The organism is Nodosilinea sp. AN01ver1, from assembly GCF_050565655.1.
In the GTDB taxonomy this organism is placed as follows: Bacteria; Cyanobacteriota; Cyanobacteriia; order Phormidesmidales; family Phormidesmidaceae; genus Nodosilinea.
Genome location: NZ_JBNXVS010000050.1, coordinates 1 through 15,012, shown reverse-complemented (window position 1 = coordinate 15,012; position 15,012 = coordinate 1). Strand labels below are relative to the sequence as shown.

Annotated in this window: 13 protein-coding genes; 5 read left to right on the top strand and 8 right to left on the bottom strand. The window is 57.5% G+C overall.

Annotation, left to right across the window (positions count from 1 at the left end):
- Positions 1-3: 3 nt before the first annotated feature.
- From ACQ4N7_RS25630 to ACQ4N7_RS25620, 3 genes are all read right to left on the bottom strand, one after another.
- Positions 4-447 carry a DUF6335 family protein gene (locus ACQ4N7_RS25630; RefSeq protein ID WP_430714280.1) on the bottom strand — a complete coding sequence of 148 codons (444 nt, stop codon included), beginning with the start codon at positions 445-447 and terminating at the stop codon, positions 4-6.
- Positions 448-969: 522 nt separating this feature from the next.
- Positions 970-1,398, bottom strand: coding sequence for an MgtC/SapB family protein (locus tag ACQ4N7_RS25625; protein ID WP_430714279.1), 429 nt, complete (start codon positions 1,396-1,398; stop codon positions 970-972).
- A 3-nt stretch (positions 1,399-1,401) separates the two neighbouring features.
- Complete coding sequence (locus ACQ4N7_RS25620) at positions 1,402-1,800, bottom strand: DoxX family protein (RefSeq protein WP_430714278.1); 399 nt, start codon at positions 1,798-1,800, stop codon at positions 1,402-1,404.
- Positions 1,801-2,201: 401 nt separating this feature from the next.
- On the opposite strand from ACQ4N7_RS25620, the gene ACQ4N7_RS25615 reads away from it, so the two are divergent.
- Together ACQ4N7_RS25615 and ACQ4N7_RS25610 are read left to right on the top strand one after the other, a co-directional pair.
- Positions 2,202-3,923: a mechanosensitive ion channel family protein gene (locus tag ACQ4N7_RS25615; RefSeq protein WP_430714277.1), complete on the top strand. Its 1,722-nt coding sequence runs from the start codon at positions 2,202-2,204 to the stop codon at positions 3,921-3,923.
- A 211-nt stretch (positions 3,924-4,134) separates the two neighbouring features.
- Positions 4,135-4,794: a fasciclin domain-containing protein gene (locus ACQ4N7_RS25610; RefSeq protein ID WP_430714276.1), complete on the top strand. Its 660-nt coding sequence runs from the start codon at positions 4,135-4,137 to the stop codon at positions 4,792-4,794.
- A 157-nt stretch (positions 4,795-4,951) separates the two neighbouring features.
- Here ACQ4N7_RS25610 and ACQ4N7_RS25605 read toward each other — a convergent pair whose 3' ends face one another.
- The 3 genes from ACQ4N7_RS25605 to ACQ4N7_RS25595 form a co-directional block, all read right to left on the bottom strand.
- Positions 4,952-6,931 (bottom strand): serine hydrolase domain-containing protein, encoded by a 1,980-nt coding sequence (locus tag ACQ4N7_RS25605; protein WP_430714275.1) that lies wholly within the window; start codon positions 6,929-6,931, stop codon positions 4,952-4,954.
- A gap of 215 nt (positions 6,932-7,146) precedes the next feature.
- Positions 7,147-8,058, bottom strand: a complete 912-nt coding sequence (locus ACQ4N7_RS25600; RefSeq protein ID WP_430714274.1) for a YihY/virulence factor BrkB family protein — start codon at positions 8,056-8,058, stop codon at positions 7,147-7,149.
- 762 nt (positions 8,059-8,820) lie between these two features.
- The gene (locus ACQ4N7_RS25595; RefSeq protein ID WP_430714273.1) at positions 8,821-9,081 is read right to left on the bottom strand and encodes a hypothetical protein; all 261 of its coding nucleotides are present in this window, start codon (positions 9,079-9,081) and stop codon (positions 8,821-8,823) included.
- A 488-nt stretch (positions 9,082-9,569) separates the two neighbouring features.
- Between ACQ4N7_RS25595 and ACQ4N7_RS25590 the strand changes: the two genes are divergently transcribed.
- The 3 genes from ACQ4N7_RS25590 to ACQ4N7_RS25580 all read left to right on the top strand — a co-directional run bounded on the left by ACQ4N7_RS25590 (position 9,570) and on the right by ACQ4N7_RS25580 (position 12,241).
- On the top strand, positions 9,570-10,262 hold the full coding sequence (locus ACQ4N7_RS25590) for an SRPBCC family protein (RefSeq protein WP_430714272.1): 693 nt from the start codon (positions 9,570-9,572) through the stop codon (positions 10,260-10,262).
- A gap of 65 nt (positions 10,263-10,327) precedes the next feature.
- The gene (locus tag ACQ4N7_RS25585) at positions 10,328-10,822 is read left to right on the top strand and encodes a hypothetical protein (protein WP_430714271.1); all 495 of its coding nucleotides are present in this window, start codon (positions 10,328-10,330) and stop codon (positions 10,820-10,822) included.
- Positions 10,823-11,032: 210 nt separating this feature from the next.
- Complete coding sequence (locus ACQ4N7_RS25580) at positions 11,033-12,241, top strand: zinc-dependent alcohol dehydrogenase (RefSeq protein WP_430714270.1); 1,209 nt, start codon at positions 11,033-11,035, stop codon at positions 12,239-12,241.
- Between the two features lie 318 nt (positions 12,242-12,559).
- Here the strand turns inward: ACQ4N7_RS25580 and ACQ4N7_RS25575 are convergent, their stop codons facing one another.
- Together ACQ4N7_RS25575 and ACQ4N7_RS25570 are read right to left on the bottom strand one after the other, a co-directional pair.
- Entirely contained in the window at positions 12,560-13,807 is a 1,248-nt protein-coding gene (locus tag ACQ4N7_RS25575; RefSeq protein ID WP_430714269.1) for a glycosyltransferase family 4 protein, read from the bottom strand.
- A gap of 147 nt (positions 13,808-13,954) precedes the next feature.
- The coding region (locus tag ACQ4N7_RS25570) for a glycosyltransferase family 9 protein (protein ID WP_430714268.1) at positions 13,955-15,012 on the bottom strand (1,058 nt) is incomplete at its 5' end.

Here is a 15,012-nt window from a genome sequence, read left to right as displayed (position 1 = left end):
AGCCTAGGACATAGGATCCTTAGAATCGGGATCAAGCTCAAACCGATGGTTGTCGCGACGCTCCATTTCGCGTTTGACCGCGACAGGGTGCTCGGCCTGAGTATTGATGCCCACAGCCGCCGCAATATCGTCGACATTGCTTTGATCGGGGGTGGGAGTCGTGCCACCAATGGCCTCTTCACCTACAACCTTGGCTTGCTCAATCATAGCGTCGGGGTCGCCTGCGGTGACGGGGCTACCCGATGCCATCTGGTTGTGATCGGGAACTTCGGCTCCGATCATGGCGCTGTTATCTTCTCGCCCGGTGCGAGCCGCTTCTTCAGCCGCTTGGGCCGGTGACAGATCGGTCACAGGTTCGTCGGCGGCAGGAGGCGTTTTATCGATGGCCTGGGGCGAAGAAACCTGGGCGGAATCTGCTTTTTTCGGGCTCGTCTGGTTGGGGTTCATAAAATTACTTGATTGAGTCTTTTTGGAATATTTGTGGGGAAGGGTCGCGCTGTGCGATCACCGCTGCGTATTCACAGCATAAACCGTCAGAATTAGGTCAGTGATGCTGCTGCAATACTAAGCCGTCAACGGTTGCAGTTAGCTGTTTACTCAAGGCCACCGCTTGTGACGACATTAGATGAGAGTTTGGGCCGCAAATCCTATCTGCTACCTTAGCAGTCGCTTCAATGGAACCTGTCACCCCACCGGTAGATTTTTTTGAGTCATGCTAGTTGTCTATGTCGCTAGCGCCGCCCCTCAACAATAAAAACAACCATAGCCATCCCCACCGACTGTGCCCTGAGAACGGTTATTTCTGGGGTAATGGGCATGTCAATAGCACAGCACTCCAAGCGATAAAAACACCTCCAGTCGTCCCTTTGACTCCGCTCAGGGAACGGCTATTTCCAGGGTGAGTTCTGCTCAGAATTCGACGTTTTCCTGATCAAAAAACTTCTTCAAAACTCAATGCCTGAGTTTGGTTTAGATCCGTTTCTCGGCAAATTTCATTAGGCGGAGAATAACCAAGGCAAATATAGTGCTCAACAGGCCCAGCTGCCACTGCCCTAGCCCAGCCGCGACCCCAACGCCAGCAGAAATCCAGACGGCGGTGGCTGACGTTAACCCCCGCACCCGATCTTCGCGCAGAATTGAGCCTGCCCCAACGAACCCAACTCCGGTAATAATGCCCTGCAAAGTGCGCGCCATCGAGCTGCTGTCAGCTTGAACCAGCCCGCTTTGAACCGTGACCAATACGAAAAGGGCGGCCCCTAGCGACACCAGCATATTGGTTCTAAGACCAGCCGCTTTGTTGCTGAACTCGCGATCGAGGCCGATGATGGCCGCGAACAAAATGGCGATACCTAAACGCCCGGCAACATCTAGCCAGGAGATGGGGGATAGAGGGTCCATAGTCTAGGTCAGTTGAGGAGTTTCAGGACGGGTATACCAGTAGGCCCAGGCAATTAGCACAAACTGAAAGGGCAGACGAATAGCATGAAACCACCAGGTATCTGGAATGCCAGAAATTTGAATGTGGTTAATCGCCATATTGAGGTTGGCTGGATACACCGCGATAAATAGGAGTACCAAACCCCAGGCCGAGAACCGCCGCGTTGATGGCAACAGCAACCCTAAGGCCAGCAAGATTTCAATGACGCCGCTGATGTAAACCAAAGCCGCCGGGGCCGGCAAAAACCCCGGCACAATGCGAATAAACGGCTGCGGCACCACAAAATGGAGCACGCCAGCGACTACCATGCAGACGGCCAAAATGACCCGCAGCGTAGCTTTGTTGTCGTTAAGAAAAGTCATCGGAGGTCAGGGTAAAACGGCGATCGCATCTATCTATTATTGAGCGGGTAAAGCGTACCTTTTTGAACGCGCATCCCTCATCCTCCGTCGCCGACTGGGTGCTGTCTTCCTGCCAGCGGCAGATTTTACAGCTGCATTTGTGCAGCCAAACCCTGCTACAGCCTGTTTTAGTGCAGGGCTCTCTCTATGGAGAGATGCTGATCAAATCTCAGTACGACACTCTGCGGGGTGGGTATTCCTACCCCCCTGATGTTTCTGCGCTTTTTGCCAATTCATTTTTTTAGGGTCTGTTGCTCAGACTTTTACAGACCGCTTGTAGGTACAAACGGAACAGAAGTTGTCCTATGCGAAGATTTTTTCCCGCTCAAATAACCCTTCGGCTGTGCCGAATTCAGCAATGGATGTTGTCTTGGGGGTGGCGATCGCTGCTGTTTATCAGCACCTTATTTTTAGTTCTCTCCAGCGCTCTGCCGGGTAGCGCTACTGCGGTCCTGGCCCAGTTTCCGACGGCGGCGGGCGGCGGCAGCAGTGCCTATTCGCTGGGCTGGGTCGAACTCGATGGTTACGACACCTTTCAGATCTCGGCCCCCGGTGCGGCCCTGGGGCAGCGCCGCCAGCAAATTCATCAAAACCTGGAGGAGATTCGCGACGACTATTTGGCGCTGGAAGACCCTGTCGCCAACGTTACCACCAGCCAAACCGAGAACGGGCAGACGAAGGTCTACGTCAACGATCAGTACCTGATGACGATCACCTCAGAGGATACCAATTTGCAGGGCATGACCACCGAGGGCCTGGTTGAGCACCTAAAAGATGTGATTCCAGAAACCCTGGAGCGGGCTTACCGGCAGCGACAGCCCGAGTACCGCCGCCAGCAGTTCGTTCAGATCGGTGTAGCGCTGGCGCTGGCTGTCGGCGGGATGGTTGTGCTTCAGTACGCCTCCGAACGATTGGTGCGCTCAACCATTCGTCGTTTAGGCCCATCCCTAAACCAGGCCAATACGACCGACAATCAGCGCCACCAGGTGCACGACCTGCGCGATCGCCTGCTGCCGCTGGTGCAGGGTCTGGTGCTGGCCAGCACCCTGCTGTGGGCCATGGGGCCGTTTCCCGAACTGCGGGTGATTCAGCAAGAGCTGCTCTCAACCCTCAAGGTGCCCATCATTATCGGCATTGTCGTGGTGGTGGCCTACGTCGGCATTCGCCTTACCTACACCGTGGTCGATCGCCTCGCCCTGGGCCTCACCGACGAAGCCGGGTTTAGCAGCCACTACTCGCGCCGCGCCCGACTGCGCATCTCGACTCTCTCCAGCGTGATTAAAAACATCACCAACTTTGTCTGGATTGCGATCGGGTTTTTGGTGGCGCTTTCGATCACCGGAGTGGATATTGGGCTGCTGCTGGCTAGCGTTGGCCTGATCGGCTTAGCGCTGTCGCTCGCGGCTCAAAACCTGGTCAAAGGCGCGATTCAGGGCTTTTTTATTGTGCTAGAAGACCAGTTTGCGATCGGAGATGTGGTCAAAATCGGTGACGACTCAGGCGTAGTCGAAAAGCTCAATCTGCGCATTACCCAGCTGCGCGACACCGCCGGACGGCTGATTACCATTCCCACCAGCGACATCAACCGCGTCGCCAACTATTCGCTGCACTGGTCTCAGGCCGATCTCAAAATTCCGGTTCACTACAACGCCGACATTAACCACATGCTGGAGGTCACTCGCCAGGTGGGCGGCGACCTCCAGCACGACCCCGACTGGAGCCCGCTGATTCTGGATGATCCGCAAATTTTGGGCGTTGACGACTTTGGCGATAGCTCGCTGATCATTCGGGTGTGGATTAAGACTCAGCCGATGAAGCAGTGGGATGTCTCACGAGAATACCGCCGTCGCTTTAAGCTGGCCGTGCAGGAAGCGGGTACAGACATTCCCTTTCCCCAGCGCGACGTGTGGCTGCATCCCTCTGACGAATTTCGGCTCACCCTGCAGGGGGCTCTCAACGATGGGCACTCCCCAAACCAGGCTGGCCAAAACGGCAACGGACGGCAGGCCCAGGCCAGAACCGATGCCCAACCCCCCAACGCGCCCGATGACTACGATGGCGCAGCGACGGCAAGAGAAGCCTGACCCCTACGGCATGGGCCTGGCCGCTACAGGCCTAGGCCGATCGCTAAGCATCACAACACCTCGGCTTTATCAGGACGCTGGCGCAACTGGTAAAGCCGACGCTTTTGAGAGCACCTGCGATTATGCATACCTATCGATGGATGAGAAGACCCAGGCAGCTTTACTAAACTTCACATATAGAGCGATGAAAATTAAACCGAGGACATGACCTATGCGTTTTTCAACCACCCGTCGCAATACAGCGATCGCCGCTGCGGTAACTAGCTTTGGCCTGCTGCTAGGCGGTAGCGCCCAGGCCGACAACCACACCACTGGCGGCATGATGGAGCCGACGACCCAGCAGCAGACCGACCCCATGGGTGACACCATGAACGAGGCCGGCACTATGAACGAAGCAGGCACCATGACCGACACGTCGAGCATGTCGATTGTGGATGTAGCCAGCGGCAACGATTCTTTTAACACTCTGGTACAGGCCGTCCAGGCGGCAGGGCTGGGCGACACCCTGACTGGCGAAGGCCCCTACACGGTGTTTGCCCCCACCGATGAAGCCTTTGCTCAACTGCCCGACGGTGCCCTAGAGTACCTGCTTCAGCCCGAAAACCAGGATCTGCTGGCTCAGGTGCTGTCTTACCACGTAGTAGAAGGCTCTGTGACCTCTGATCAGCTCAGCACTGGCGGCGTCAGCACCCTGGGCGGTGGGGTTGCGGTTGCCGTTCGAGATACGGGCATTGTTGTCAACAACGCCAGCGTTGTCACCCCCGACATTCAGGCCAGCAACGGCGTTATTCACGCCGTTAACCGGGTGCTACTGCCCGAAACTCTGCAGCAGCAGCTGGCCTCGCGCCTGGGCGTAGACAGCATCTACTAGAGCCAGCCTCTAGCTGGCGAATGGTTTGCTCTCAGGCTGCTCACTTAGATGGATGAGGCCTAACCAACGAGCAAACTGCGCCGTCAAATCGGCTTTCCCAAGCCAACTATTGGCCCCGCCTGTCCACACGAGCGATCGTTCCTGCCGACCGGCGGGGTCAAACTTGATACCCCAAGATGTTCCAGTATCCCATCAGCACCGCAAACCCTACGGCGGCTAGGGTCAGCAGACTGTAGTGGGCGCGCCTGGCCCAAGACCATTCCTTTTGACCGTAGACCCAGATCGCGATCGCTACCATGGCCACCGTTAAAACAGTCGCAACAATGGGCAGCGTTAGCAGCGCGAACCCAAACCAGGGCATGCCATAGGCTAGCTTCCACCCTCCATACAGCCACAGCGACAGGGGAAACCCGATTACAAAAATCAGATTCAGCATGCTAACCCCGCCCGCCATTCGCCAAACCAAAGGCGTGGGAGGCCCTGTGTGCCCCGCCCTGTTTCGCAGACGACGCCAGAGTGGCCGTAGGGGCCAAACCCACAGACCCGACAAAAATAAGAACGCAGCGGCAACTACAACTGCCGCATGTAGCCAAAGATTTTCGTACCAGGCAATTTTGCTAAAGGTCGCCATTTTGGCGAAGATCGGGTTGTAGGCGTACACGATGTGCCCTTCATCGTCGGCCTCAAAAGCCGTTAGGGTACCGTCGTCACGATGGCGAAAGAGCAAGGGACCCACCGGCTCCAGCTGACTATTGGGCATCGGATAGCGAAAAAAGAGCGATGGCGTTTGAATATTCAGCCCGCTCTGGCTCTGTCGAATGACGATGTGCGACAAAGGAGCCGACAGCTTCACAAGCGTGTGACGCGGATATTCCAAATCGCGGTAGGTGCCAACAAACCGACTGAGATCGACCTCAGCTGGGTCAACAGCCGGTAAATCGGCGGCTGTGCCATCGACCGGGGGCGGAAAATAGCGATCGAAAAACTGCTTTAAAACCCGGCTATGAACGCCGCTGAAGCTGTTGGAAACAATGAAAATGCCGATGTTTTGGTCAGGCATTAGCGTGAGCGAGCTGGAATAGCCGCGCAGGCTGCCCAGGTGGCCAACGGTGCTCAGACCATTGACGCGTCGCTCACGAAAGCCGTAGCCCGTGCCCGGTAGCTGAGGGTGCGATCGAAAGTGAATGCGCTGCATAGCGGCCACCGATTCGGGCTGTAGAATGCGGTTGTTTTGATACTGGCCTCCCTGCAGCTGGGCAATCATGAAATGCGCCATATCGGTGGCGGTGGCGCTTAGGGCGGCGGCTGGCCCAATGTTGAGGTAGAGGTAGGGGACGGGCTTAAACTGACCGCCCTGCTTTTGGTAGCCCGTAGCCAGGTCGTCTACGTGCGGCGGCGGCTGGGCAAAGCTGCTGCGGTTCATAGCCAACGGCTGTAGAATGTGTTCGTTGACGTAGTCGACAAAGGGTTGCCCAGCAATGCGCTCGACTAGATAGCCCAGCAGCGCGATCGAGTGGCTGGAGTAGCTGAACAGTTCCCCTGGGGGATAGACAATCGGGGGCAGATGGTTGCTGAGGTAAGTTTGCAGGGGCTGTAGCTCCGCCTCGGTACGAGCGGCCAGGCCAATTCGACGCTTGGTAGAACCGTCGGTGTGGGTCAGGAGTTGGGCAAAGGTAACGGGTTCATCGAAGGGGTTTTCTAGCTGCACCTGGTCGCCGAGGTAGCGGTTGACAGTATCGTCAAGGTCGAGGAGTTTTTGCTCCTGTAGCTGCATGGTAGCCGTTGCCGTAAAGAGCTTTGAGATTGAGGCCACTCTAAACAGCGTTTTATCGGCATCTACAGGAATTTGCCGCTCTAGATCGGCGTAGCCATAGCCTTTGGCAAAAAACAGTTCCCCGTCTTTAACGACGGCAACAGCCGCGCCAGGGGCGGTTTGGGTGGCCAGCTCCTGGTCAAAAAGACCGTCGATAAAGTCAGACAATTCGCGGCGATCGCCCAATCCAGGTGCCGTCGGCGATGCCGGAGCAGAGGCCCCTCCTAAGTCGAGCGCCGGTTCTGCTTCTATGGATGGGGGCACTACGCCTGCTGGCTTTGCCAGGGCAGCAACCGTCAGCAGCATTGCCAGCAGAAAACCCACTGCTCCATAACAGAGCCATTTCCATCCCGTGCTTACCCTATACACAGCTTTCCTCCAGTCATCCACAGTTCATCCATTGCTCTAATTTCGGCTGAGCATGCGATCGCTAAAGCGCCGCTAACCGGCCAAGAGGATCCCATTCGCGCCAGCGATGAAAAAAATTGGGCTACTACCACTGTGGAGAAAATCGGTGCCGCTGATATCTTTCTGCCGATTTAAACTGAATTAGATCGCTCTTGGGCAGAGGGCTCGCTCAAAACGGCATATTTGTTGGGCTGAATGGGGGAGCCAAAGCGGCGGCTATAGACCTGCGTGAGTTCGGCACCGTAAAACATAATCTGGGCTGAGTAAAACACCCAAATGAGCAGAATAATAACTGACCCTGCCGCTCCATAGGATGAACCAAAACCGCTGTTGCCCAGGTAAAGGCCGATTAGATATTTGCCGATAGAAAATAGAATGGCGGTCGCGATCGCGCCAAACCAAACATCGCGCCAGGAGATAACGGCATCGGGCAAATACTTAAACAGAGCGGCAAACAGTAGGGTAGTAATGCCAAAGGCCACCACAAAGTTAATCAGCTGCACCACCGCATCCAGGCCTGGTGCAAGAGACTGGAGATAGGCCGAAAACCCGGAGATAACGGAGCTGACAACCAGCGATACCAGCAGCAAAAACCCGATCACCATGACCATGCCCAGAGACAAGACCCGCTTGCGCACCATATTCATCAGGCCGATGTCAGAGCGGGCTTCGAGGTTCCAAATGGTGTTGAGCGCTAGCTGTAGCTGGGTCAGCACTCCGGTAGCACCCACCAGCAGCAGCACAATGCTAATGATCGAAGCAACCACACCAGAACTTTGACCAGGGCGATTGGCGTTGTCGAGCACGGTGCGAACAAATTCGGCACCGCTGCCGCCCACCAGCGATTCGACCTGACTCATGAGCTGGTCGCGGACGGCCACACTGTCAAAAAATAAGCCCGCGATCGCGATCGCCAAAATTAGCAGCGGAGCCAGCGAAAAAAGCGTGTAGTAGGCCAGTGCTGCGGCCAGTTGCGATGCTTTGTCCTTATTCCATTCCTGGAAGGCTTGCTTGAGCAGTCGCAAAACTTGTTTCGGGCTCATTGTAAAACTCTTGTCGATGTATTGATTACGGTTGGCTCTGCTCTAAATAAACCTGAAAGCGACTTCAGGGGTTGTATTTAAAGTCAATCAAGCCCGACTTTGAATATGCAAGTCTCGCCGCTTCGGCAATGCAAAAGAGCTTTTTATGAGACAACAAAAGCTCTGGATTTAAGGCAGTCTCAAAGCGGCTGCGATCGCCCCATAAATGCGTCAGCGTCACACAGCTGAGCACAGGCAAGAAACCTGTTTCTACAAGTTCTCACCATTTGCTTAGGAACGCTCAAGGCCAGACTTAGATTGGACTTAGCATATAACTTTAGCCTGAAAAAAAGTCTCTACCGTAAGACGCAAACCCGATTAAAGAGCCCTGGTGTCACTGAATTATAGTGCGGCTCCAGCGCAGCCTGCGCTGGAGCCATAAATGGTTGTACGGTCACCACCTGCGGGTTGCCGACGAGAACGCTAAACCTTGGCAGCGAGGGTTATAGTAGCGCGAACGACTTGCCTGGGCTGTATTCAGCAATTTCAACACCCTGGGCAACGATTTGACCGTCACTTTTTGCTGCCATCTTTAACGAAGCGACAGACATATTCCTGGCTGACTGACAAACATCAGGCGTAGGTTAGGTGAAACGCAGTGAAACCCAACAGCAGTCGCCCTTGGTGGGGGGCAGGACTATTTACGCATGGCTAAGTTTGCAATGACTAAAATACCGTACAGTTCTGTCAACCGTACGGTATAAAATGTTCTGACGATTTTCTTTAGGCGACGCTCTTGCGGGACACGGCCCAGAAAATACCCGCATTGCCGGGGGCTCTCAGCTTACAGGCCGGGCATTCGCAGGTTGCGCCTCCGGCTACCAGGCTGAGATATTTGATTTCTGCCTGAATGGAGAGTTCGCTGACCGGCAGCCCCAGCAGTTTTTTGATGTGTGACTCTAAGGGGCGGCAGGCTCGTCGTGCATAGCCCTGGCCTTCCCGCTCAGAGTAAATAACGTAATCTGAAAGCCAGCTTTCATTCATAGCGCAACTCTTCTAGGCAACTTCGCATCCGTCAAAAGGTGTAGATTGGTCTACTTCCTTCGGCAGATGTCACTTAATCATGCCCCAAAGTGATCCGGTTTTCTCATCGACTTTGAGAGCAATTGTGGGTTGGGGTCGACAATTTTAGCGAGCCGATGGGTTAGGGATGGCTAGAGCGCCAAGGAAGCGCTCATGGAAGGCTGCAGCCGTTGCCAGGCGAAGCCTTTCTCTGCTGAATTCTTTTGATTATGGCCGAACGGCTCTAAGCGAAGTTACCTATCCCTGATGGAGGGCCGTTTTTTGGTTTGTTTCTGCCTTAAGACCGAAGGAGATTGCTGTTTTGCCTCCTAGGCTGAAGCCATGTTTAACGGGTGAGTTCTAACTGCGACTGGCCGCTGGTCGGGCCAGTACTGACGACAAAAGGCTTGCCCTAGCCGACAGGTTGACTTGACTGATGTATCGCAGCCCTGCTGTTAGGAGGCACTGATATGGAAAACGCTATGAGTACCCAAACCTCTGCCGATAAACAGGCGGGTGATCTGGAACGCTGGGCTTCGATTATTGGCGGCGGCGCAATGGTGCTAACGGGTTTGCAGCAGCGATCGCTGAAGGGCATTCTCACCGCCATTGCTGGCGGGGGGCTGGTGTATCAGGGCACCCAGGGCAAAAGCACGGTCAAACAAGTAGGAGATGCTGTGGGTTTGGATCACGCTATTCGAGTTGAGAAGACCGTCACCATTAACCGTTCGGCTACCGACCTCTACGGCTTTTGGCGCAACCTCAGCCAGCTACCCACCTTCATGCGCCACCTGAAATCGGTGCAGGTGATGGACGATCGCCGCTCTCACTGGGTGGCCAATGCGCCCCTGGGTCAGGACATCGAGTGGGATGCCGTGATTGTCAACGACGAGCCCAACCACCTGATCGCCTGGACCTCTACTGACGATGCCCCGGTCGAAAATTCTGGGTTTGTGCGATTTCAGCCCAGCGCTGGCGATCGCGGCACCGAGGTCAAGGTGGTCATGGAATATCAGCCGCCGGGCGGCATGTTGGGCACTATGATGGCCAAACTTTTTGGCGAAGAACCCGAGCAGCAGATCGGCGACGAGCTAAATCGATTTAAGCAGCTGATGGAGGCTGGCGAAATTGCCACCATCGAAGGCCAGCCCAAGGGAAGCTAAACGCCCAGGGTCACCGTCGCCGCCGGTAGCCCACTATTCAACTTTTGACGTTTCTGAGTAGAACCATGTTTACACTGTCTCGTTTTCGCTTTTTTTCCGTTTCATTTCGCAGCCAGTTTGCGGCCCTCTGGCAGCGGCTTAGCGCTGTTGGGGTACGCCCCCTGGCCCGTATGGCCACCCAAACCGTGGCTGTAACTATGCTGGCTATGGTGCTCTGGCTGGGTACCGCCGGTATTCACGCTCAGCCCGCCCAGGCCGACGACAACCTCGATGGCAGACGCTACGAAGCCGAGGCCGTTCGCCAGTCGCGCAACCCGCTGAGCAACGAAAACTACAGCGGCGGCGTTGACCCGGCGGTGGCCGCAGACCGCATGCAGGCCCCCGAAGACAAGGCCAATGGAATTCTGGAAAGCGTCAAGGACGCGGTGCAGGATATTCTGCCCGGCAGCGGTGGAAGTGCAGGTGTTGGCCAAAACGCCTATAACCCCAACACTAACCCCCAAACCCAGCCTACCCCCACCGCCAACCCGACCCTGAAGCGCTACGACTCGGCGCGATAGTTTATATAGCGCTGGCCAGTTCGCTTAGGACAATGCTGACCGCCTGTAGCCAAGCCTGGGATAGTGAACTGGCGTATAGCCATCGCCCATAGGCTATGTACGAAAACGTCCTAACCGTTGTGGCGACGGCTATAACTCGCCCGCTCTTCCCTACCATCGCGACTCTAGCCCCTTGTCCTGGCCGTTTGGCCACCCATCCAGGAGTAATTGATGAAAGCTGTATGCTGGCACGGTTCCCAAGACGTACGGGTTGACACCGTACCCGATCCCAAGATTCTCAACCCCCACGACGCCATTCTCAAGGTGACCTCGACCGCCATCTGCGGGTCTGACCTGCACCTCTACGATGGCTACATTCCCACCATGCAGTCGGGGGATATTTTGGGGCACGAGTTTATGGGAGAAGTGGTCGAAACTGGCCCTGAAGTGACCAACCTGAAGAAGGGCGATCGCGTCGTGGTGCCGTTTACGATCTCCTGCGGTAACTGCTTCTTCTGCAACCGCGATCTGTGGTCGCTGTGCGACAACACTAACCCCAACGCCTGGATGGCTGAGAAGTTCTACGGCCATTCGCCCTCAGGGCTGTTTGGCTACTCTCACCTGATGGGCGGCTACGCGGGCGGGCAGGCCGAATACGTGCGGGTGCCCTTTGCCAATGTAGGTCCGCTCAAGGTGCCCGATGGCCTCACCGATGAGCAGGTGCTGTTTCTCACCGACATTTTCCCCACCGGCTATATGGCCGCCGAAAACTGCGACATTCAGCCTGGTGAGGTGGTGGCGGTGTGGGGCTGTGGCCCCGTTGGCCAGTTTGCCATTCGCAGCGCCATGATGCTGGGGGCCGAACGGGTGATCGCGATCGATCGCATCCCTGAGCGACTGGCCCTCGCCGCCGCCGCCGGAGCCGAAACCCTCAACTATGAGGAGATGGACGCTGGCGTTGCCCTGAAGGAAATGACCGGCGGGTTAGGCCCCGACTGCTGCATTGATGCGGTCGGCATGGAGGCTCACGGTACAGGCGTAATGGCCCTCTACGATACGGTCAAGCAGGCCGTGCGCATGGAAACAGGGCGAGCGATGGTGCTGCGCCAGGCGATCGTGGCCTGTCGCAAGGGGGGCAAGGTGTCGGTGCCCGGCGTCTACGGCGGCTTTATCGACAAAATGCCGATGGGGGCGTTTGTGAACAAGGGGCTGACAATGCGATCGGGTCAAACCCACGTCCACAAGTACCTGCGACCCCTGATGGAGCGCATTCAGCAGGGCGATATCGACCCCTCGTTCTTAATTACCCACCGGCTGCCGCTAGAAGACGCTCCCCGCGCCTACAAAATCTTTCGCGACAAGGAAGAAGACTGCATCAAGGTGGTGCTAAAGCCGTTTGAAACCGCCGCTAGCCTGCCAGCGACCAGTGTAGCTAGTTAAGTCAGCTCCCTTCAAAGCCAACTTTACAGGTGCGTCATCGATCGGGTGACGCACTTTTTTCGCTAGTGCCGTGGCTATGTTGATAGATGCAAGCCTTGTAACAAACTCTAGTTGGTTGATCCCCCGGTTCTGCCTTTTGGGAATCGGAGTGCTTGAATTTGAACTTGCTCAATATATAGCCGTTCCCTAGCCCCTTTGGGGCGGCTGAGTGCCCAGCACTCGCTTCGCGAACACCAACGACTTCGCTCAGGGAGCGGCTATGGCTGTTTTATGTTTGGGGGTGCCGTGCGAGCGGCATAGGGAATCGGTATCGGTTGATCAAGCCGGATGGGCGGCCCCTACGGAGTCGGGGGCGAGCAGCTGCTGATAAACCGACCGGTGGCGATCGCAAATGGCATCCCAGGTAAAGGCCTGCACAAAGCCGTGCCCTGCCGTGGCCAACCGCTGCTGTTCGGTCGAATTTTGCAGCAGGGAGGCGATCGCCGCTCCCAGGGCAGCCCCATCGCGCGCGGGCACCGGAGCGATCACCTGTTTTTCGACCAGAATGGCGTCGGTTTCGGCGGTGTGGGTGGCGATCGTGGGCAGGCGGTGGGCCAGCAAGGCCAGCAGCGAGCCGCTCTTAAGCGAAATGCCGGGGTTAAAGGGCAGCACGCCCAGGTCGGAGCCGGAGAGGTAGCGCGAGGCCTGATCGGCGTCAATATAGCCGGTGCAGTGAACGTAGTCGCTGAGGTCTAGATCGCGGATTTGGGCCTGGATCTTTTGCCAGTACTGCTCGGCATCCTGGCCGCGCAGGGCCAGGGTTTCGACGCCGCCCATCAGCAGCAGGCGGGCCTGGGGCTGAGCGTCAACCACCTGCCGAAAGCCCTGCACCAGCGGCTCAATGCCCTTAACCGGGTGCAAGAAGCCAAAGAAGGTGACAACCTGGGCCTGCGCGGGCCAGCCGCAGTCGTGGCGCAGCTGCTGGCGGGCGGTGGCGCGATCGATGGGGGCGACAGCCAGGTTGGCAGCAATGGGAACGGTGGTAATGCGATCGCGCCGCTCCGGCAGCCGCTCTTTCATAATTCGCGTGATGTTCTCGTTGGTGGTGAAGATGGCGTCGCTGCCGGTGAGCAAAAAACCGTCTTCGCGGTCCCACCAGGTGCGGGCCTGGCCCCATTCCTTCAGCCCTTCCAGCCAGGGGGCCGGAAACCACTTCGGCTGCCAGTCCCACCAGCCGTACTCATGGGCGGTAGTGACAATGGGCCGCCGGTAGCCCGCCAGCTTTAGCAGCAGCGGCAGCAAGAACACCGATCGCTCAAAGCGGTAGCTGCCCGCCGCGTGCTGAATGTGCAGGATATCGGTAGGGGTAGCCAGAATGCGCTGCACCAGCGGCACCAGCTGCGGCACCTGCCACTGAGAAATGGCCCCCTGCACGGTGGGGTCAGCCATGGCGCGGGCCGAGTCGTGGGTGGTGAGCACTGTGGAGGTGATCTGGCGCTGGTGCAGGCGCGATCGCAGGTTGGCCAGGTAGTCGGCGACGCCGTCCTGGTCGGGGCGGTAGCTGCCGGTGAGGTAGGTGATGTGCATGGGTGGGAGGGTGGATGGGTGGATGGGTAGGCGGGTGATGAGGGGATAAGGGGATGGGGGGATGAGGCGGGGGCAACTCCAAAATCTAAAATCAAGATGAGTTGTAGCGTGGGTTAGGCGGTCGGGGTTAGAGCTGTGGCAAGTCCCTCAAGTGCCGCCGTAACCCACGGAGGGGGAGATGGGACGGTCAGGAAGTTCGAGTAAAGAGAGGGCGGCGGTGACGACTTCGGTGGGGGGAATATCGAGGCATTCCATGTGGTAGGGGCAGGTGAAGGCGTAGCAGGGGCTGCACGGGGTGGGGCGGCGCAGCAGGTGGGCACGGGTTTGGCGGGGCTGCCACTGGCGCTCTAGCTCGGTACCGGCAAAGAGAATGACGCTGGGGGTTTGGGTGGCGTCGGCGATGTGCAGGGTCGAGGTGTTGTTGGAGAGCATAAGCCGGGCCTTGGCGACCAGGGCGACGAGGTCGGAGAGGGTGGTTTTGCCGATTAAATCAATGGCGTGGAGGCCGAGGGTGGCGAGCAGGGGCGCGGCGGCGACGCGGTTTTTGTCGGTGCCGGTGACGACGACGGGCCAGTTGGTGGTTTCGGCCAGGGTGCGGGCGGCGATCGCAAACCGCTCCAGGTCGTACATGCGCGAGGGGCAGCTAGTCCAGGGGTTGAGCAGCAGGTAGGGCTGGGCGGGGATGTGAGGGGATGAGGGAATGGCGAGGGTGAGGTGGCGATTTTGCACCGTGAATCCTGCTGCTTCCACCAGACGCAGGTTGCGATCGACCTGATGCAGGTCGTCGGGTAGATCAGCCACGCGGTGGGTGAGGCATTCCCCGGTTTCTTTGGAGGCTCCCAGCCGCAGCGGAATGCCCGCCATCTGGCAGATCAAGGCGGCGGGGTGCGGGCTTTGCTTGAAGCTGGTGAGCGCGATCGCCCCGTCAAACTGGCGGGCTTTGAGGGTTTCGATTAGCTGCCACTCCTGCTCTAGGCCGCCGGGGGGCCGATCTAGCGCCTGCCAGAGAGTGCGGTGGGTGATCACCTCATCCACCCAGGGCAGCACCGCCGCCGCCAGCGACCCCGCCGGGCTGGCCAGCAGCGTGAGGCGAGTCTCGGGCGACGTTTCTTTGATCGCTCGCAGGGCGGGGGCGGTCATCAGCACGTCGCCAATGTTGTCGGGGCGGAGGAGGAGGAGGCTGCGAGTTGCGGGGAAGGTGAGGG